A 21,275-nucleotide genomic window follows, 5' to 3' on the forward strand; every position below is an offset into this window, starting at 1 on the left:
ACTGCAAATTGATATAATATTTGTAGTTTTACAGATATAGTGAATGGAAAGTTTTTGGGAATACCTTCAAAATTTAACTGACGCTCAGTCTATTATAAGCAGAGGTGGATTTTATCTCTTGCTTATTGTTGTATTTGCGGAAACCGGTTTGTTTTTTGGCTTTTTTTTACCGGGCGACTATCTGCTGTTTATGGCAGGTCTTTTATGCGCGGCAGGAAAGGTTGATGTTACTATATCCACGTTGGTGTTATCGCTTATTGCAGCAGGCATATTAGGAAACTTTACGGGTTATTGGTTTGGCTACCGAACGGGGCCAGTGCTGTTTAATAAGAACGACTCGCTGTTTTTTAAGAAACGCTATGTGGTGCTTGCCAGCGACTTTTATGAAAAGTACGGCGGCATGGCCCTCATTTTAGGCAGATTTTTCCCGATAGTTAGAACATTTGCCCCTATATTTGCAGGCGTTGTTAAGGTTAACGTAAAAAAGTTTGCCTTATTTAACCTGATAGGCAGCTGTATATGGGTATGTGTTTTTACCCTTGGCGGCTTTTTCTTAGGAAAAAGGTTTCCGCAATTGAAAGATTACCTGCAGTATATTGTATTAGGATTAATATTAGTTACAACAATTCCGCTTGTTGTTGCTTATGCAAGGAAGAAATATTTAGAAACAAAAGAAAAGAATTAAAATAATAACCATATCTATACTAATGAGTACGCAACACCCCTGGCACCAGGTATCACCTGGCGAAAATGTTCCTGAAATTGTTAACGCGATAATTGAGATACCTAAAGGCTCAAAAGCTAAATATGAAATTGATAAAGACTCTGGTTTATTAAAGTTAGATCGTGTTTTATTTTCATCGGTAATGTATCCGGCAAATTATGGTTTTATCCCGCAAACTTATTGCGATGATAAAGATCCGTTGGATATCCTGGTACTTTGCTCTATCGACGTATTTCCTATGTCTATCATAGAGGCAAAGGTAGTAGGTGTAATGCACATGGTTGATAACGGCGAGCAGGATGACAAGATCATCGCGGTAGCAAAAAATGATATGTCGGTAAATTACATTAATGACCTTAATGAATTACCTCCTCATGCCATGACCGAGATTGTTCGTTTCTTTAAGGATTACAAAAAACTTGAAGGTAAAAACGTAACTATTGAGCATTTGTTAGGCGTGCGTTACGCGCATAAAGTAATTACTGAAAGTCAGGAATTGTATAAAGCTACTTTTCCAAATCAGCAATAATCATAAATGGACCCCGCGCATTACGAAATAAGTACCTTTTATTTAATTGCAACCGTTTTCCTGGTATTGCTCAACGGCTTCTTTGTTGCCGCGGAGTTTGCTATGGTGAGAGTTAGGGGTTCTCAAATAGAGATCAAAGCCAAAGGCGGCAGCGGCGTAGCCAAAGTTGCCCGGGGCATACTGCATAATTTAGATGGTTACCTGGCTGCCACGCAGCTGGGTATTACCATTGCCTCACTTGCACTCGGTGTTGTTGGCGAGGAGGTTGCCACAAACATTGTTATCCGCGCTTTTTTGGCCGTAGGAATAACGCTTTCAAGCGGGTTTATCACCGCAAGCCACATTTTAGCCTTTACATCTATTACGGTACTGCACATTGTATTTGGTGAGCTTGCACCAAAATCAATAGCCATACAAAAGTCGGCACGTACGGTACTTGCGGTAGCACTTCCACTTAGGTTTTTCTTTGTTTTTTTTAAGCCGTTAATATGGCTGCTGAATGGCTTTGCCAATTTTATTTTAAAATTATTAGGCATAAGCACTTTAGAGGGCGGCGAAGCACACCATAGTTCCGAAGAATTACAGTACCTGCTGGAGCAGGGAAAAGAATCTGGCGCGCTGGATTCAAACGAGCACGAACTTATCCAAAACGTGTTTGATTTTAACGAGCGGGTAGTTAAAAACATTATGGTGCCCCGTACCAAAATATCGGGCATTGATATTGCATCAACCCGGCAGGAGCTGTTGGATATGATCATCGATGAGGGTTACTCGCGTATGCCTGTTTTTGATGATGTGATAGATAAGATAGTAGGGATTGTACACGCAAAGGATATTTTACCGCTGCTGGCCCGCAACGAGGAGATCGTATTAAAGAACATTATCCGCAAGCCATACTTTATCCCCGAAACCAAAAAGATCAACGATCTGATGGCCGAGCTACAGCAAAAACGCATCCAGATAGCTATTGTGCTTGATGAGTTTGGCGGTACTGCAGGTATGGTTACGCTGGAAGATATTGTAGAGGAACTGGTAGGCGAAATTCAGGATGAATACGATGAGGAAAAACCTATTGTTGAAAAAGTGAACGACCGCGAGTTTATCGTTAACGCCCTTGCACCAATATATGACGTGAACGAACACCTGCCGCATGATCTGCCTGAAGACGGCGACTTTGATACCGTAAGCGGCTGGCTGGGCCACATATTTGGCAAGATACCTGATGTTGGCGAGCAAAAAGAATCAAACGGTTACAACATTACCGTACTGCGCAAATCAGATCAGAATATCGAATCAGTTAAACTCGAATTACTGATTAATGAAGAAGATGCTGTAGATTTACATTAAAGCCGAAGGCGGAAAGGCAAAAGGTTAAAGGTGAAAGGCACTCAAGCCCTTTCTTCTTCGCGCTGTTTTACCTTTTACCTTTCGCCTTTACCCTTTTACCTCTAAGTAAATGCATCTATTTTACACACCCGATATAGCGCCAACCCATCCCCAGTATTTTCTTAGCGAAGAGGAGAGTAAGCACGCCATCCGTGTACTCAGGCTTGAAGCCGGCGATAAGGTGGAGCTGATTGATGGTCGTGGCGGTTTCTACAATGCCGAGATCAAAGATGCGCACCCAAAGCGCACCATCCTGGATATTACATCGGTAACTACTGAATTTAACAAGCGGAACCACTATCTGCACATAGCCGTAGCCCCCACAAAAAATATTGAACGTACCGAGTGGTTTTTAGAAAAAGCCACCGAAATTGGTATCGATGAAATTTCGCTGATCATTACCCAGCGGTCAGAACGTAAGGAGGTTAAGGTAGACAGGCTGAACAAAATTATTACCGCTGCCATAAAGCAATCGTTAAAAGCGTATCACCCCTTGTTGAATGAGCCAATTAAGCTTAATCAATTGCTTACCCAACCTTTCGACGGACAAAAATTTATTGCGCATTGCGAACCGGGCGAAAAGTTAAGCCTTAGTGGTCAATTACAACCCCACGGAAAATATTTAATATTAATAGGCCCCGAAGGTGATTTTACACCTGCCGAAATTGAGCTTGCTTTGGAAAGTGGTTTTAAACCCATAACTTTAGGAGAAAGCCGCCTGCGTACAGAAACCGCAGCGCTTGAAGCCTGTTTTGAAGCAAACTTTTTAAACCGGATATGAGTAAACTGAGGTACGTTATAGTCGCCGTTACTGTGCTCATGACCATGAGCGGCTTTCACGCGCCTGCCTATAAAATTGCCCGGATTAAATATAACGGCGGCGGCGATTGGTATGGCGACCGTACCGCGCTCCCCAATCTCATTAAATTTTGTAACGAAAACCTGAAAACCAATTTTGAGGCCGATGACGAAATTGTTGAGGTTGGCAGCGCCTCGTTGTTTAATTACCCTTTTACCTTTTTAACCGGGCACGGCAACGTAATATTTACCGATCAGGAAGCACTTAACCTGCGCAAATACCTCATGGGCGGCGGCTTTTTGCATATTGATGATAATTACGGGCTTGATAAATTTATTCGCCCGCAAATGAAAAAAGTATTTCCCGAGCTTGATTTTGTGGAGCTGCCCGTTAATCACCCCATTTATCATCAGAAATACAGCTTCCCTAATGGTCTGCCCAAAATTCACGAACATGATGGCAAACGCGCACAGGGTTTCGGCTTAATTTACAAGGGAAGGCTGGTGTGTTTTTATACCTACGAGTGCGATTTAGGCAATGGGTGGGAAGATTATGGCACCTATGCCGGCGATACCCAGGAAAGCCGCATAAAGGCGCTTAAAATGGGTGCAAACCTCATTCAGTATATTTTTACCCAGTAGTTTTAATTTGTTAATGGGATTAGTTTAACTTACAAATAAAACATGTAACTTAAACTACACAAAACCCGTACAATAAATCACCAGCATTAGTTCACCAAACCTGCAACACATGTACCAGTTAAAAGTAAACGGCAAGTATGATTTTGAAACGGACAGACCAGACGGTGAACTGCTGATAAATGGCGCCAATATCATTGCCGATGTTAAACACATAAACGGAGGCCTGTACCACATCATCCAAAACAATGCATCCTATAATGTGGAAGTAGTGGGTTTTAACAACGCCGAAAAAACTGCCGAAATAAAGGTTAATAACAACACCTATACCATTACAGCTAAAGATCAGTTTGATTTGCTGTTGGATAAACTGGGTCTTAGTAGTTTGAACAGTACCCGGATAAGCGAAATAAAAGCCCCAATGCCGGGCATGGTACTTAAAATATTTGCTGCCGAGGGCGATGAAATAAAAAAGGGCGATAACCTTTTTGTATTAGAAGCCATGAAGATGGAAAATATAATTAAATCGCCTGCCGATGTTACTATCAAAAAAATTAAGATAAAACCCGGGGATAAAGTGGAAAAAGGTCAGATTTTAATTGAGTTTTAAACTGATTTCATTAAAATATTGTAACAAATGCAATAATTTTTTACGATTTACGTTGCTTTTTGCCTCATTATTTAATAACTTACTTCTTTTAACTAACTTTTAACTTTATGAAGAAAAATTTACTAACAGTTTTGCTGGTATTTTCTTGTATTTCAATTGTTTTTGCACAAAACAGTGTTATAACAGGCAAGGTAACAGATCAAAAAGATGGTTCGCCCTTGCCGGGGGTAAGTGTAACCGTAAAGGGAGTATCCGGTACCGGAACTCAAACCGGGGTAGATGGCGCGTACAAGCTTTCGGTTCCTTCAACCGCGAAGGTGTTGATCTTTAAATTTCTTGGTTATAAAGAAGCCGAAGCGGCAATAAACGGTGCCACGCTAAACATCCAGTTAGGTGCCGATTCTAAGCAGCTATCAGAAGTAGTGGTAGTAGGTTATGGTACGCAAAGTAAACGTTCGTTAACCGGTTCGGTGTCAAAAATTAAAGGTTCAGATATTGAGAATATTCCTGTACCAAGTTTAGAGTCGGCCATACAGGGCCGTACGCCGGGTGTTTACATCCAGGCGCAAAATGGTAAGTTAGGGCAGGGCATCCAGGTACGTGTACGTGGTGCTTCATCGGTATCGGCCGGTAGTCAGCCATTGTATGTGGTTGATGGTTTGCCTATAACAGTTGATGATTTTTCAACTAACGGCGCATCAACCAATCCATTAGTTGATTTAAACCAGAACGATATAGCATCCATAGAAATACTTAAAGATGCATCGGCAGCCGCTATATATGGTTCAAGGGCATCAAACGGTGTTGTATTGGTAACTACTAAAAAAGGTAAGGCGGGCGCCACGGTTATCACCTATAACCAGTACTACGGTTTCAGTAGCCCAACAGGCGAGCGTAAGTTTTTAGACGCTAAACAATATGTTACTTTCTTTAGAGAGGCAGCCAAAAATGCTGGTGTTTCTTCCACCAAAATTGAAGCCAGGCTCCAAAGATATTCAGCAGGTAATGATGATTATAAAACCTATAAAATAAATACCGACTGGCAAAAACAGATCATTCAGCATGCCCCGGTACAAAACTATAACCTCGTGTTTTCTGGCGGTACCGAAAAAACCAAGTTCTACATATCGGGCACCTACAATAACCAAACAGGGTATTTGCTCGGCAATTCACTTAATCAATATAGCTTCAGAACAAATATTGAAAACCAGGCCACTAACTGGTTAACCGTGGGTGCAAATCTAAGTTTATCGCGTACGCGCAATAACCGTTTAGATAATGACGATCAGTTTTCAACTCCGGAGCAAATCACCGCCCTTGCGCCAATTACTCCCCCGATCGATCCGCGTACAGGATTAGTGAGCGGGGCATTGGATCCAACGACAGGTAATCCTAATAATAATTATCCAACTTATTTTAACCCTATACTAAACTCCATAAGCAGTTATTATAAGTCAACAGATTTCAGAAACCTCGGGAACCTTTTCGCGCAGGTAAAGATCCTGCCCTCTTTAAGCTTCCGGTCAGAAGTTGGTGTTGATATATTAAATACGGGCGAGGATACATATAATGGCAGCCTTACCCTTCGTATTGCATCTACTCCTAATGGTTTAGGGGTAAACTCATCGGTAACTTCGGTAAATTTTAACACTAATAACTTTTTACAGTTCACAAAAGACATTGGTAAAAGTAATATAGATGCAGTTGGTGGTATTACCTATCAAAGGCAACAGAATGATCTTAACTCGCTTACAGGCAGTCAATTTCCAAGTGATGCCTACAAAAAATTAAACAGTTCTGCCGATATTCTTTTAGGGTCCAGCACATCGACGGCCTATTCGCTGCTATCTTATTTTAGCAGGGTAAATTATAAATATAATGAAAAGTACCTGTTATCGTTAAGCGGCCGTGTTGATGGTTCGTCGCGGTTTGGGGTAAATCACCGTTACGGTTTTTTCCCGGCGGGTTCTGTTGGATGGGTGATTTCCGAAGAGGGATTTATGAAAAAACAACAGCTGATCTCCGAGTTAAAACTAAGGGCCAGCTACGGCTTAACAGGTAACTCCGAAATTGGTAACTTTCCTTCACGCGGGTTATTCAGCGCGTTTGGATACGCAGGTATAGCCGGCTCAAGGCAAACCCAGCTTCCTAACCCCGATTTGAAATGGGAAACTACAGCACAGGCCGATTTAGGGTTGGAAATTGGGTTTTTCAACGGCCGTTTATCTGGCGAGTTTGATGTATACCAGAAAAAAACCCGCGATTTGTTGTTGAACGTGCAGGTACCCGGTACCTCGGGTTTTACAACCATAACTCAAAATTTGGGTAAACTGCAAAATAAGGGTATTGAATTGCAAATAGATTCAAAGAACCTGGTAGGAGATGTTAAATGGTCAACCAGCGTTAACTTCTCTATTAACCGTAACAAAATTACCGATCTGAAAGGACAGGTAATCACCGGAAGCGGCGATGCGGTTAACCGTGCGGTTGAAGGTCAGCCATTGGGTATTTTCTTTGCACCTGAATTTGCAGGTGCCGATCCTAACAATGGCGACGCCCTTTATTATGTTAATAAAACCCCTGGCGACAGAACTACCACAACAGATTACAATTTGGCAAACCCAGTTGTAATTGGTAACCCAAATCCTAAGTTTATTGCGGGCTTAAACAATACCTTAAGCTATAAAGGAATTGATTTTAGCTTTTTACTGCAACAGGTTAATGGCAACCAAATATATAATGGTGCAGGCCAGTACATGTCAACCAGCGGCGATAACGGTTATGATAACCAAACTATTGATCAGCTAAACGCCTGGACAACAAAGGGCCAGATAACCATGGTTCCGCAGGCGCGTTTAGGTGCCAGCACAGGTATATCCCCAAGTTCAAGATATATTGATAACGGATCATACGTGCGGTTAAAAAACATTGTGCTTGGATATAACTTTCCAAAAGCAATGTTAGCCAAGGCCAAGCTGCAAAGTGTAAGGGTTTATGTGCAGGCAACCAACCTGGCCACCTGGACAAAATACAAAGGTTGGGATCCTGAATTAAATTCCGATGCCTTTTCGGGTAATATAACTCAGGGCTATGATTTTTATGCCGCTCCGCAGGCTAAAACAATAACTTTTGGTGTTAACGTAGGATTTTAATTTAAGCTGAAGGAAAATGAAAAAAATTAAATATACAATAATAGCATTAAGTACATTAATAGTGCTATTCAATACCAGCTGTAAAAAACAGCTGGACATTAAGCCCGAGAGTGACGTAGAGGCTGATTTGGCCATAAAAAACTCAAAAGATGTAGAGGGTGTACTTATAGGTGCTTATACTGCTGCCGGACTGCGTGGCATTTATGGTGGTCGGCTACAGGCTACCACCGAGTTTTTGGCCAATGATGGTGATTTTTCCTTTTATGGTACTTATTCTGAATACACGGAATTGTCTAGCCAGGCGCCAACCATAACCAATGCCTTTATTAGTGATCTTTGGAATGCAGGCTTTAATACAATTGGGGTGTGTAATACTGTTTTGGCGCATCTTGATTTAGTAGATACCGCTAAAGGTAAAAGAGTAAGGGTTGAGGCCGAGGCTAAATTTTTAAGGGGGATGACTTATTTTGACCTGGCCCGCTCATTTGGCCGTGCCTGGAATGATGATCATGGCTCGCCGACTACGAACCCAGCCGTACCTATTGTATTAACACCAACAACCACAATACCCGGCATACAAAAGCCAAGCCGTAGCACTGTTGCCCAGGTATATGCACAGGCTATTTCAGACCTTACGGCAGCAGAGGCTAATCTGGAGGTAGCAAAATCCACCTATGCAAGTTCTTCGGCCGCATCGGCAATACTGGCAAGGATTTATCTTACGCAAGAAAACTATACCCTTGCAGAAACAGAGGCTACCAAAGTTATAGATGCGAAAAATAACGGTAATATAATTTACTCTTTGGTGAATTTATTTGCCGATGAGTTTCAATATCCCGGTCAGGCTACGCACGTTTTTAATACTACGGAAGATATTTTCGCAATCCAAATGTCAAGCCAGTCGGGATTTAATGCACTTAATGAAATTTTTGCCAGCGCCGATTTTGGTGGCAGAAGTGAAACCTATATCAATCAGCAGCATTTTGATAGGTATGAAACAGGTGATGACCGTTTAAATGAGTTTTATGATGAAGATGGTCTGGGTGATATATTAACTTCAAAATTTAATAACCAATACGGTAACGTTGTTTTAATACGCCTTGCCGAAATTTACCTGATAAGGGCCGAAGCGAGAATCAAAAAAGGAGCTGCTGATCTTGTGGGTGCGGCAGCGGATATAAACATTGTACGTAAACGCGCCAAATTGGAAAATACAACAGCAACATCAGCAGTAGACCTGTTTGAGGCTGTTAAGCACGAACGCAGGGTTGAGCTGGCATTTGAAGGCTTTAGGTTGTTTGATTTAAAGCGGTATAAAGAGTCAATCCCAGCTTATGATAGCAATGGCGACCCTGCAGGTACTATTGACTGGGATTCGCCAAAACTGGTATATCCGATACCCAAACGCGAGCGTGATACAAACCCCAACCTAACCCAAAACGAAGGTTATCAATAGGCAAACGCCGTGTGTTCATAAAATAAAGGGGCTGCCCGGGATATTCCGGGGCAGCCCCTTTATTTTTTAAGGGAGACAGATGAAAGTTTGTTTAGGAGGTTTGTACTTTAAACCGCCAACCATTAGTTAGCAAAGCCTGTTTTTATTCTTCCAGGTATGTACACAGGTTATTGAGGATGGCCATGTGGAGTGCAAAGTCGGTTTCTGCCTTATTATAGGTCTTGGGAAGAAAAATAGTGTCATTTCGAACGAGGCACGAGGAGAAATCTTATACGGTACGCTATCGGTGCACCGTTGCCCTTAGATGTTTTTTAACCACCGCTAAAGAAATAGTTTCAATTTCTCGTCAAGGTTTTAACCAAAGCTTGTTCTATAACAATGACCGCTTTTTTATAAAAACTTAATCTGCCGGGAGGCCTATCAATAATATTAATCGCAAAAAGCTATAAACAAAACAGGCCGTTCAGCATTTGAACGGCCTGTTTTGTTATTGAATAAAATAGCTATTATTTAGCTTTATATGCTTTTGCTTTTTTAATAGAGTAGTGTGGCTTGCCTACAGGGTAAATTTCTGGTGCGCCAACAAGGGTCATCGCGCAGCGGAAACCAACTTCGGCGCTTGATTCATCCTGATCCATAAAGCGGCGGGTTGCTGGGTTTAACCAGTAAGCCATATCGTTCCATGAACCGCCTTTGTAAACCTTAGAATGGTCATTAACCAATGTTGTGGTGCCGTAAAGTGCGGTATTAACACTATCTTTTTCACCCCTGAAATCGGGAGAGTAAGCTTTACCAGAGTTTTTTGGCGACAATGGGCCTGCCGGAACTGTGCCTGCTGGTGTGGTTGTACCCGGTACACCGTTGGCAGTTGCGTTAGCAGGTGCGTTTGGATCTGCAGGTACCTGACCCTGAAGCGCCAAAAGCTCGCTGTACTTTAACTTTTTATTTGATTTGGCCGGATCTTTAATCGGTTTGCCATATTTATCCTTCGCATATTGCCCTTTTGAAGCATCGTCAATGCGCTTGTTGGTATACTCGTTACCGCGGAAAGGGTTAAAATCTTCAACCTCTTCAAATGAAGTTTGGCGATATGTATCCTGTACCCATTCATTAACGTTACCTGCCATGTTATACAAACCAAAATCATTTGGTGCATAGGCACGTACCGGGGCGGTAATATCTGCCTTATCATTCAGGTAGCCACCCACACCGGCGTTATCTCCGCTACCGCGTTTAAAGTTGGCTAATATTAAGCCACGGGTTTTACTTTTTGCAGATCGTACGCCTAAGCCATTCCAGGGGTACATTTTACCGTCGTCGATATTCTCAAACTGCGTATTACCTGCCAATGCCAGTGCAGCATATTCCCACTCGGCTTCAGATGGTAAACGGTATCCTTGTTTCAAAATACCATCTTCCATACGTACAGGCCTTACTGCCTTACCACCTTTGCCGGTACCGGCCTGGGCATTAGGACTAAGGTTTGGCATCATTTTTTTACCATCAACGCCGGCACCTTTCATCTGGCCGTTCAAATAAATATCAGTGTTAAAGGGTTGAGAAGTAGTTGCTGCAACAGGTGCTCCTTTTTTGCCACCGCCGCCTACATCTTTCCAGGCAACCATTCTGCCGGTTTCACGTAAAATATTTTCGTTGGTACGGTCGGTACGCCATGAGCAGTACTCCTGTGCCTGATCCCAGGTTACACCAACTACCGGGTAATCCTGAAAAGCAGGGTGACGCAGGTAGTTATCAACGTAAGGGTCGTTATAGGATAATGGTTTACGCCAAACCAAAGTATCTGGCAGGGCATTGTAATATAGTTCGCGGTCATCCGGAAAGGTAATGCTTATCCAGTGCAGGTAATCAAGCCAATCCTGGTTAGATACTTCTGTTTCATCCATATAAAAAGATGGTACGGTTACCCTGCGGCGTACGTTATTATAGTCAAAAGTAACATCCTGGTCTGCGCTGCCGCCCATTACAAAAGTACCGCCTTCGATAGGAACCAAACCTGGGCCCGGCGAAGGATGTGTTTGCCTGAAACGCTCATAACCGCCATTATTTTTGTTATTATAAGTGATCCCGGTTTTTTGCGATTGCTGGGGCTTACTGCAGCTGCTTGCTACGGCGGCTACAGCCAACAGTATTAAAGCAGATTTAGTAAAAAGTATTTTCATATTTTTACAGTTATATTAAGACGTAAATTTAGAAAAAAATGGATATAATGCTAATGCTCATAAGCCATTCTTCAAAATAAAACAAACAATTATTAATCATTTGAACGAAATTTTGATGAATTTAGTTGCACCGATTTGCATTTTTTGATTTGACATTGATAAAATTGTTCCTTGAAAATCCAAAGCAAATTATAAGCGTATATTTATCAATTAAAATTATAAAGCTAAATTACCCCAATGAAGTTTTTTACATTCCGAAGTATTGCCTATACCGCTTTGCTTTTATTGCCATTGGTAAGTGCCGCGCAAACCCCTACGGGTACAACCCCTAACGGTAGTACAACCAACGCTATACCAATTCAGGTGCCATTTTTAAACATCGCACCTGATTCGCGCTCTGGCGCTATGGGCGAGGCCGGTGTGGCGCTTTCGCCCAGCGTAAATGCAAACTTCTGGAATCCATCAGCACTTGCTTTTTTGGAAAGTAACGATGCGGTTTCGCTTTCATACAGCCCATGGTTGAGGCATCTGGTGCCAGATATCAGCCTGTCGTACTTAAGTTATGCGCACAAAATAGATGATCGTAATACCATTGGCGCATCGCTGCGTTATTTTAACTATGGCTCTATTCAGTTAACGGATGATAACATTAACGACCAGGGAACCTACACCCCCAATGAGTTTTCATTAGATGCTTCGTTTGCACGTAAATTTGGCGATAACTTTTCCCTGGGCTTAACTATGCGTTACATTCACTCCAGTATTTCAAGTGTATCGTTTGCCACGGGATCTGGCCAGGTAAGTAAACCGGGTAATGCTTTAGCTGCCGATGTATCCATGTATTATAAAGCCCCTTATGGCGATAACAGCCTGTTTACTTTTGGCGGGCATATATCAAACATCGGCACAAAAATAAGCTACAGCGATAACGGCACTAAGTATTTTTTACCTGCCAACCTCAAGCTGGGCGTTGCCAACACCTGGAACCCCGATGAAAATAACCAGTTTACCCTTACTTTTGATGTAAACAAACTCCTGGTACCAACTCCGCCGCTGCGTGATGCAGATGGCAATATTATTAAAGGGAAAAATGATAACGTATCGGTTCCGGCGGGTATCTTTCAATCATTTGGTGATGCACCGGGCGGCTTTAGCGAAGAGCTGAAAGAGCTGAGCTTTTCGCCGGGTGTTGAGTACTGGTACAACCAGCAGTTTGCATTAAGAGCTGGCTATTTTTACGAAAATCCCAACAAAGGCGACAGGCATTACCTTACCCTGGGTTTTGGTGTTAAGTATGATATTTTTGATTTCGACTTCTCGTACCTGGCAGCCAGTCAGCAAAACAGTGCTTTAGCTAATACGCTTCGATTTAGTTTATCGGCAAGCTTTGGTGGTACTTCAAATGTGAATAAACGGTAAATGGGTAAAATTAAGGTAGGTTTTGGGTTCGATGTACACCAGTTAAGGTCACAACATCCATTTGTTTTAGGAGGTGTAAACCTCGAGCATCATTCGGGCGCATTCGGCCACTCAGATGCTGACGTATTACTGCACGCCATTTGCGATGCCCTGCTCGGCGCTGCCAATCTGCGCGATATTGGTTTCCATTTTTCCAATACCGATGATAGGTGGAAAGGCATAAGCAGCCTGGTATTATTGCAGCACGTAGTAGTGCTGCTAAAAGAAAAAGGTTTTACCATTGGCAATATTGATGCGATGGTATGCCTTGAGGCACCAAAAATAAATCCGCATATCCCGGCCATGAAAATCCACATTGCACAGGCCGCTTCCATCAGCGAAGAAGATATCTCCATAAAGGCAACTACCAATGAACAACTTGGCTTCATCGGCCGCGAAGAAGGCGTGGTGGCTTATGCCGTTTGTTTGATAGAAAGGGATTAATCCGGTAGTCTATTATAATTGCATCAGCTTACGTTTTTTATATCTTTGAAAACTTTAAGCGGTAAATACACCGCTTTATCCCTAACCAGACTACACTTATGAAACACGGATTTTTGATTGATATGGACGGTGTTATTTACAGCGGCGAAACTTTAATAGAGGGCGCCGATAAATTTATCAATCGCCTGCTTGAAGAAAATATACCGTTCACTTTCATGACCAATAACAGCCAGCGCACCCGGCTGGAAACCGTGCGCAAACTAAACCGCATGGGTATTCAGGTTACAGAAGATCATGTATATACCAGTGCTATGGCAACCGGTAAATTCCTGGGCGACCAGGGTTCAAACGGCACCGCCTATGTTTTAGGCGAGGGTGGTTTGTTAACCAGCTTGCACGAGAATGGGATCACCCTGGTAGATTCGGACCCTGAATTTGTAGTGCTTGGCGAAGGGCGCAATTTTACTTTAGAGATGGTGCAGCGCGCCGTAGATATGATATTGGCCGGTGCAAAATTCATCACCACCAACCGCGACCCATCGCCCAAGAAACCCGGCTGGAACAACCTGGGCATTGCCGCAACCACCGCCATGATTGAAGAAGCTACAGGTCGCAGGGCATTTGTTACCGGTAAACCAAGCCCCGTGATGATGCGTTCGGCCCGTAAATATTTAGGATTAGAAACTGCCGAAACCACGGTTATTGGCGATACCATGGAAACCGATATACAAGGCGGCGTACAAATGGGCTATAAAACTATCCTGGTGTTATCGGGTATAGCCCAAAAAGAACATCTTGGTCATTACGCCTTTAAGCCCGATCTAATAGTAAGCTCGGTTAACCAAATCGATCTTCCTTTAAAGTGGTGGTAGGCTGCACCTGAAATTTCTGATCATTAAGTAAAAGCAGTTTTTTGTTTATATATTGGGCTAACCATTTATAACCTCCTTAATGCTTAAACTTTATCGTTTTACTTTGGCTGTAACAATTACTGCGGCCCTGTTTACCTCTTGCAAAAAAAAAGCAGAAATTATTCCCGAAGTACCTCCTGTACCTAAGGATGCTACCAAAACACTTACCGCTTTCAGCTTCCCCGCAGGCAAAAATCCTACATTAAAAATGACCGGCGACGCCGTTATGATTGGCGATACTGTGTTTATAAGCACCGTAGCCGGTACCGATTTAAGCGCGCTTACGCCCACGTTTACGTTTAAAGGCAGCAAAATTACCGTGAATGATACCGCACAGGTGAGTAATGTTACCGCACGCAGTTTTTATAAGCCAGTTGTTTACACGGTAACTGCCGAAGATAATTCCACAAAAAATTATGTGGTTAAGTTTACAGATTCGGGCTTGCCGGTGGTGTATATCAACACCAATAACATAGCTATTAATAGTAAGGATAATTATGTTGCCGGCTCGCTTAAAATTATAGGCGATGTTGCGGGAACTGTTTTGTATAATGGTACTACGCAAATAAAAGGTCGCGGTAACTCAACCTGGACTATGGCCAAAAAGCCGTATAAAATTAAGCTTGATAAAAAGGCATCGATACTGGGCATGTCTGAAAGTAAAAACTGGGTGCTGCTGGCCAACTATGCCGATAAATCGCTCATTCGCAATGAGCTTGCATTTGAATTGAGCAGACATTCGGGTTTGGTATATACCACAAGTTCGCGTTTTGTTGATGTTATTTTAAATGGCGACTACGTGGGCAACTACCAGCTTACCGAACAAATTAACCAGGGTAAAAACCAGGTTAATGTAGAGGATCAGGCAAAAGGGGCCAATACTTTGCCCGATATCTCTGGCGGATATATGGTAGAGATAGATGGCTTTGCCGATGGCGAGCCGGTGCATTTTTATACCAATAACAATATGCCGGTTACTGTTAAATATCCCGATGATGGTGATATTAACCAACAACAAAAAGATTATATACAGCAACATTTTCAAAAATTTGAGGATGCTCTTTTCGCCGGCAATTTTACCGACCCGGTTAACGGTTACCGCAAATATTTTGATGTAGATTCATACGTGAACTACTATATAGTAAGCGAGGTGATGGGTAATTCAGATACTTTTTGGAGTACCTATATGTATAAGAAAAAGAACGACGACAAGATCTATACAGGTCCGGTTTGGGATTTTGATATCGCCGCCAATAACGACGACCGCTTAGGCGATGCCGTGAACCTGCTCATGTACACTAACGCGCATGATCCCAAACAGTGGATAAACCGTCTAATGCAGGATCCGGGTTTCAGGCAAAAGATCCGCAATCGTTGGAATGAGCTTAAGCCCTACATCACCACCTTTCCCGGTATAACAGATCAGTTGGCAAAAAAATTGGCCGTATCGCAAAAAAGGAATTTCGAACGCTGGGATATCCTCTCGGTAAAAGTGTACCTGGAATATCATATTGCAGGCACTTACCCCGGCGAAGTAAAATATGTTAAAGACTATTTAACCAACCGAATAAACTGGCTGGATGGTAAGTTTAACAGCAATGATTATCAGTAGCGCGTTACCCGAATGCCAAAATCGCTGAATGATTTAACAAAATTGCTAAGTAATTAATTTGCTGTTCGGCTATCTTTGGTTAAAATCATCATAAACCAAAAGAAAGCATGAACAAAAAATATTTAGCCCAGGCATTTATGTTAGGCTTATTAACTACGGCGTGTGCGGGTACAGCGCAGGCGGGTAGTTTAAAGGATTCTGTAGCAACCAAATCACGGGTACATGCCGTTGTGGAAACCTCCCGTACTGCGTGGTGGGAAAAGGCCCGTTTTGGCATGTTTATTCATTGGGGCGTTTACACTATCCCGGCCGGAGTTTATGATGGTAAAGAATATCCTGGCCTTGGCGAATGGTTGATGCATGATGCAAAAATTCCGGTTGCTACCTATAAGGACTATGCTAAAAAGTTTAACCCTACCGAATATAACCCCGAGCAATGGGTAAAAATGGCTAAGGCCGCCGGTATGAAATATATTGTAATTACCACTAAACATCATGATGGTTTTGCGTTATTCGATTCCAAAGCAAGTGACTGGAATGTGGTTAAGGCCACTCCATACGGCAAAGACCTTATTAAGCCGCTTGCCGAAGCCTGCCGTAAACAAGGCATGAAGCTTGGCTTTTATTATTCGCAGGCAAACGACTGGAATAATAAAGGCGGTGCAGCTGCCGATGGACATTGGGATAAGGCACAGGATGGCAGTTTTGATGATTATATAGATAAGGTGGCTATTCCGCAGGTGCGTGAAATTTTAACAAACTATGGCGATGTAGCCGAGCTATGGTGGGATGTACCTACCGATATGACCAAAGAACGTGCTGCCAAATTTTTACCGGTGGTTGCCTTACAGCCCAACATTATCACTAACGACAGATTGGGTGGCGACGATAAAGGCGACCTGTTTACACCCGAGCAATACATCCCGGCTACGGGTATAAAAGGTTTGTGGGAAACCTGCATGACCATGAACAACACCTGGGGTTTTAAAACTAACGACCATGATTGGAAATCGGGCAAATCCCTTATCCGTAATTTAATTGAAACCGCATCAAAAGGTGGTAACTACCTGCTGAACGTTGGTCCCGAGCCTACGGGGAAATTCCCTGCGCCTATTGTTGAGCGTTTAGCCGAGATTGGTAAATGGATGGATGTAAACAGCGAATCTATTTATGGTACCACGGCAAGTCCGTTTAAATACCTGCCCTGGGGTAGGGCTACCGAAAAGGCCGAAGCTAACGGCAATACCACACTTTACCTGCAGGTTTATACCTGGCCAACCGATGGCAAGTTGCTGATCCCGGGTTTGGATAATACAATTTTATCGGCAAAGTTTTTGGCTAATGGTAAAGCCCTAACCACCGGCAAAGCAAATGATCAGCTGTTTGTAAATGTACCAACGGCGGCACTTGATGAAACTTCGACAGTAATTAAATTAACCATAAAAGGTAAGCCGCAGATAAAAGAGTTTGTGCAGAACCCGGAAGCTGATGGCTCTATAGTTTTACACCCCGAACTTGCCGATCTTCATGCCAAAAAGGGCAGTCACTCTATGAGTGCTGAGGGTGGCAACAACCAAAACCTTGGTTTCTGGACAGATCCAACATCATCTGCATCATGGAAAATAATGGTTAATAAACCGGGTACTTATACGGTAGAAACATGGGTGGCTATGGCCGGTCCATCTACCAAAATAGCGCTTAGCTCAGGAAACGAAACTATTAAAAAGGAAGTTACCAGCACCGGCGATTATGGCAATTATAAAAAGGTAGAATTGGGTACCATCACCCTTTCAAAAACCGGCCTGACAACCATATCCCTAACCGGCGAAGAAGCGGACTGGAACCCCGTGAACGTGCGTAAAATAGTATTGAAGCCATAATCTGAATAGTATTTTGTAAAGCCAAAAAAGGGGTTGCCGTAAACGGTAACCCCTTTTTTGGTTTAACGTAGAGACGAAATATTTTGCGTCTCCCGTATGCAAATCCACCATGCATTTCCCAGACCTGCATAGTGGGAGACGCAAAATATTGCGTCTCTACATTCATCAAACATGTTTCTTAGTACCCTCTATATTAGGCAGAAAACCTGTGAGTATCCCTATCAACGGTAAAAACGCGCAGATCTTAAATACATAGGTAATGCTGGTCATATCGGCCAGTTTACCTAATAATGCCGATCCTAAGCCGCCCATGCCAAATGCCAGGCCAAAAAATAAGCCGGCAATTAAGCCTACTTTTCCCGGTACCAGTTCGGTGGCATAAACCAGTATGGCGCTAAAGGCCGATGACAGGATAAGGCCTATAATTACGGATAAAGCACCTGTCCAAAAAAGGGAGGCGTAAGGCAGCAGGAGGGTAAATGGGGCTACCCCTAAAATAGAGATCCAGATTACGTATTTGCGGCCAAAGCGATCGCCAAGTGGACCGCCTATGAGGGTGCCCAGTGCAACAGCACCCAAAAACGCAAACAGGTATAACTGCGATTGCTGTACCGTTAAATGGAATTTACCGATAAGGAAAAATGTATAATAGCTGGTTATGCTGGATAGGTAAAAATATTTGGAGAAGATAAGCACCAGTAATATCCCCAATGAAAACAGTACCCTGCGTTTAGAGAAATGATGCGCCTGCTCGCCGCTTGCCGATTTTTTGATGCGTGCGTTCAGGTTTAAACGTTCGCGGTACCATTTTGATATGGTGAGCAATACCATCATGCCAACAAATGCCACCAGGCAAAACCATATCACATAAAATTGCCCGTGCGGCACCACAATAAAGGCAGCCAACAGTGGACCAATAGCACTGCCTGCATTGCCGCCCAACTGAAAAATGGATTGTGCCAGCCCTTTTTTACCACCCGATGCCAAATGAGCCACCCTCGACGATTCTGGGTGAAATATGGAGGAGCCAATACCTATTAAACTTACAGAAAGCAGTAAATGGTAAAAGCTATTAGCCAATGATGCCGCCAGTAAACCTAACAATGTAAAGCCCATGCCCACAACCAATGAATAGGGGCGCGGCTTTTTATCGGTATAAAAACCTACAAATGGTTGCAGCAGCGATGCCGTGATCTGATAAGTAAAAGTGATAAGACCTATTTGCGAAAAGGATAAATTGTATTTGGTTTTTAAAATAGGGTAGATGGATGGGATAACTGCCTGCAGCATATCATTTATCAGGTGCGAAAAGCTGATGGTAAACAGGATCGAGAACACGGTTTGTTGTGCAAATTGCGCGGGATCGGCAATAAGGGTAGCTGTGGAAATTGTTTTTTTCATGCGTATTATAATTATATATCAGATCATCTGATGAATTTGGATAAAAAATTATTGGTGCCCATGGCCTATGATCTCGACAGAAGTATTCCAGGCTTTTTTAGGGTCTTTTTCGATGATACATTTTAACAACTGCTTGTGCAGGGAATAGGTTTTAATAAAAATTTCCGTATCAGGATAAATACTCAGGAACCATTTTTTTAAATGTACGGCGGTAGCCTTATATAAATCGACCAGAATCTCATTTTTGGATGCCTCGGCTATAGCTATGTGGAAATTAATATCTGCATCTATACATTCATTTATCAAGCCATCAAGGGCGGCCTGTTTCCGGGCAGTTAAGTAACTTTTAATAGTTACAATGTCCTTCTCTGTGCGGTTTGCGGCCGCTTTTTCGGCAATTTTGAGTTCCAGCAATTGCCTCACTTCATCAAGATCCTGTATACGGGCCCGCTTCATACGCTGTTCCATAGGCTCGCGGTTTTGGCTTGCCTGTTCTACAAATGTGCCCACGCCTTGTTGTACACGCAGCAAGCCCGAGTTGGCCAGGCTTTTGATAGCTTCCCTAATGGTCGAACGGCCCACGCCGAAACTTTTCATCAACTCTGGCTCAATCGGCAGCTTTTCATCTGCCTTATAATGGCCTAAAGAGATCTGCTCCATTATCCTGGAAGCAACCTCATCGGCAAGTGATTTTTTAATAATTGTATTATTCATCGTATCATCTGATGAATCAAAAGTAAAGCATTATTTAATTCGATCCAAGAAAATATAAAAATAGTAGTACCGCATGACGATTCTTATTGACGTGCCCTAAATAGCTGAAATGTTAAATACAGTTAAATCATCATGGAGTATTTTTAATGAATATTTAATAAAGTATCTTGTTGACACAAAATCTACCCTATGAAACGCGTCTTGTTACTGCTTTTTGTTTCTATCGCCTCCGTACATTGTTTTGCCCAGCAGCCTTTATCTAATGATAAGGGTGGTACCACGGCAAAAAATTATTACCAGGAAATTCCCTACGAGGATATCAATGGTAAAATGATCATAAACGTAACGGTAAAGGGCAAGGCTTACCGGTTTTTGTTTGATACCGGCGCTCCTGTTTTAATAGGCAAAGAATTTATAACCATTGCCGATGCCATACCTGTACAGGCAGGACAAGTTACCGATGTTAATGAGGCAAGCAGCGCGGTTTCGATTTTGCGGGTACCAGGCCTTACATTGGGTAATGTTGAATTTAAAGATATACAGGCCCCCGGCTACCTGCCCGATTTTTATAAATGCTGGGGCGTTGTGGGCAGTATTGGCAGTAATTTATTGCGCACCTCCATTGTACAGATCGACAGTAAAAAACACGTTATCATTTTAACAGACCAGCCGGACAAACTTTCACTTGCCGGTAAGCAAAGCATCCCGCTAATTTTAGATACCATACAAAGCGATCCTAAAATAAAAGTTATTTTGGGCAATAACTCGGATATGACACTGGGTTTTGATACCGGGGATAACGGCTTTCTGCGAATCCCTGAATATTATATGACTGGACTTAAAAAATCAAATGTTTTTAAGCTGCTGGCCAAAGGATACGGCGCCAGCCAGGTAGGTACATCGGGGTTGGAGAAGAATAATGAAAAATACATGTTAACCTTCCCGGTTTTTAATGTGGGCGATGTGAAGTTTAAAAATGTGATAGTGGCTACCTCAAAAAATAATATCCCCGGCATTGGCGCAAAACTGCTGGATTACGGGATAGTGACCTTGGATTTCATAAATAGTAAATTTTATTTTGATGCCACCACGCAGTCGCTTGACCTGAATGAAAAGCAATGGCCTTTTCAACCAGGGTTCGCCGGTAATCAGCTTACCGTTGGTGTGGTGTGGGAAAAGGGCCAAAAACTGGTAAAGCTTGGTGAGCAGATTATTGATATCGACGGCACCCCGTTCACAAGCGTTGACCTTTGCTATCTCATAAATAAAAAGGCCATACTGCAAGGCAAAGAAAAAGCCACCGTAACCGTAAAATCGGCCACCGGCGAATTGCGCAAGGTGGAAATGCAGAAGGAGTTTTTGAAGTAAGAGAAAATACTAT

At 42.7% G+C, this 21,275-nt stretch carries 17 protein-coding genes; 14 read left to right on the plus strand and 3 right to left on the minus strand.

All coding sequences use genetic code 11. From position 1 onward, the window contains the following. The first annotated feature begins 43 nt into the window (after positions 1 to 43). The 8 genes from BLS59_RS16595 to BLS59_RS16630 all read left to right on the plus strand — a co-directional run bounded on the left by BLS59_RS16595 (position 44) and on the right by BLS59_RS16630 (position 9,294). The gene (locus tag BLS59_RS16595; RefSeq protein WP_091150619.1) at positions 44 to 685 is read left to right on the plus strand and encodes a DedA family protein; all 642 of its coding nucleotides are present in this window, start codon (positions 44 to 46) and stop codon (positions 683 to 685) included. A 22-nt stretch (positions 686 to 707) separates the two neighbouring features. After that, positions 708 to 1,253: an inorganic diphosphatase gene (locus tag BLS59_RS16600; RefSeq protein WP_091150621.1), complete on the plus strand. Its 546-nt coding sequence runs from the start codon at positions 708 to 710 to the stop codon at positions 1,251 to 1,253. 6 nt (positions 1,254 to 1,259) lie between these two features. Then, positions 1,260 to 2,600: a hemolysin family protein gene (locus tag BLS59_RS16605; RefSeq protein ID WP_091150623.1), complete on the plus strand. Its 1,341-nt coding sequence runs from the start codon at positions 1,260 to 1,262 to the stop codon at positions 2,598 to 2,600. 109 nt (positions 2,601 to 2,709) lie between these two features. After that, entirely contained in the window at positions 2,710 to 3,420 is a 711-nt protein-coding gene (locus BLS59_RS16610; RefSeq protein ID WP_091150625.1) for a 16S rRNA (uracil(1498)-N(3))-methyltransferase, read from the plus strand. A gap of 38 nt (positions 3,421 to 3,458) precedes the next feature. Then, positions 3,459 to 4,079: a DUF4159 domain-containing protein gene (locus BLS59_RS16615; protein WP_240315259.1), complete on the plus strand. Its 621-nt coding sequence runs from the start codon at positions 3,459 to 3,461 to the stop codon at positions 4,077 to 4,079. Between the two features lie 109 nt (positions 4,080 to 4,188). Continuing rightward, complete coding sequence (locus BLS59_RS16620) at positions 4,189 to 4,686, plus strand: acyl-CoA carboxylase biotin carboxyl carrier protein subunit (protein ID WP_091150629.1); 498 nt, start codon at positions 4,189 to 4,191, stop codon at positions 4,684 to 4,686. A 107-nt stretch (positions 4,687 to 4,793) separates the two neighbouring features. Then, the gene (locus BLS59_RS16625) at positions 4,794 to 7,838 is read left to right on the plus strand and encodes a SusC/RagA family TonB-linked outer membrane protein (RefSeq protein WP_091150631.1); all 3,045 of its coding nucleotides are present in this window, start codon (positions 4,794 to 4,796) and stop codon (positions 7,836 to 7,838) included. Positions 7,839 to 7,854: 16 nt separating this feature from the next. After that, the gene (locus tag BLS59_RS16630; RefSeq protein WP_091150633.1) at positions 7,855 to 9,294 is read left to right on the plus strand and encodes a RagB/SusD family nutrient uptake outer membrane protein; all 1,440 of its coding nucleotides are present in this window, start codon (positions 7,855 to 7,857) and stop codon (positions 9,292 to 9,294) included. A gap of 506 nt (positions 9,295 to 9,800) precedes the next feature. On the opposite strand, the gene BLS59_RS16635 is transcribed toward BLS59_RS16630, so the two are convergent. Continuing rightward, complete coding sequence (locus BLS59_RS16635) at positions 9,801 to 11,474, minus strand: SUMF1/EgtB/PvdO family nonheme iron enzyme (protein ID WP_091150635.1); 1,674 nt, start codon at positions 11,472 to 11,474, stop codon at positions 9,801 to 9,803. Positions 11,475 to 11,711: 237 nt separating this feature from the next. On the opposite strand from BLS59_RS16635, the gene porV reads away from it, so the two are divergent. From porV to BLS59_RS16660, 5 genes are all read left to right on the plus strand, one after another. Beyond that, entirely contained in the window at positions 11,712 to 12,893 is a 1,182-nt protein-coding gene (gene porV / locus BLS59_RS16640) for a type IX secretion system outer membrane channel protein PorV (RefSeq protein ID WP_091150637.1), read from the plus strand. Then, entirely contained in the window at positions 12,894 to 13,376 is a 483-nt protein-coding gene (ispF, locus tag BLS59_RS16645; protein WP_091150639.1) for a 2-C-methyl-D-erythritol 2,4-cyclodiphosphate synthase, read from the plus strand. 98 nt (positions 13,377 to 13,474) lie between these two features. Next, a complete protein-coding gene (locus tag BLS59_RS16650; RefSeq protein ID WP_091150640.1) occupies positions 13,475 to 14,248 on the plus strand; it encodes an HAD-IIA family hydrolase in 774 nt (257 codons plus the stop codon). A gap of 79 nt (positions 14,249 to 14,327) precedes the next feature. Next, positions 14,328 to 15,899: a CotH kinase family protein gene (locus BLS59_RS16655; RefSeq protein ID WP_091150642.1), complete on the plus strand. Its 1,572-nt coding sequence runs from the start codon at positions 14,328 to 14,330 to the stop codon at positions 15,897 to 15,899. Positions 15,900 to 16,006: 107 nt separating this feature from the next. Continuing rightward, positions 16,007 to 17,779 carry an alpha-L-fucosidase gene (locus BLS59_RS16660; RefSeq protein WP_240315255.1) on the plus strand — a complete coding sequence of 591 codons (1,773 nt, stop codon included), beginning with the start codon at positions 16,007 to 16,009 and terminating at the stop codon, positions 17,777 to 17,779. A 165-nt stretch (positions 17,780 to 17,944) separates the two neighbouring features. On the opposite strand, the gene BLS59_RS16665 is transcribed toward BLS59_RS16660, so the two are convergent. Both BLS59_RS16665 and BLS59_RS16670 read right to left on the minus strand, forming a co-directional pair. After that, positions 17,945 to 19,180 (minus strand): MFS transporter, encoded by a 1,236-nt coding sequence (locus tag BLS59_RS16665; protein ID WP_091150644.1) that lies wholly within the window; start codon positions 19,178 to 19,180, stop codon positions 17,945 to 17,947. A gap of 48 nt (positions 19,181 to 19,228) precedes the next feature. Next, positions 19,229 to 19,894, minus strand: a complete 666-nt coding sequence (locus tag BLS59_RS16670; RefSeq protein ID WP_091150645.1) for a FadR/GntR family transcriptional regulator — start codon at positions 19,892 to 19,894, stop codon at positions 19,229 to 19,231. 189 nt (positions 19,895 to 20,083) lie between these two features. Here BLS59_RS16670 and BLS59_RS16675 point away from each other — a divergent pair, with 189 nt between their 5' ends. After that, complete coding sequence (locus BLS59_RS16675) at positions 20,084 to 21,262, plus strand: pepsin/retropepsin-like aspartic protease family protein (protein ID WP_091150647.1); 1,179 nt, start codon at positions 20,084 to 20,086, stop codon at positions 21,260 to 21,262. Positions 21,263 to 21,275 lie beyond the last annotated feature (13 nt).

The organism is Mucilaginibacter pineti (genome assembly GCF_900101875.1).
GTDB classification, from domain to species: Bacteria; Bacteroidota; Bacteroidia; order Sphingobacteriales; family Sphingobacteriaceae; genus Mucilaginibacter; species Mucilaginibacter pineti.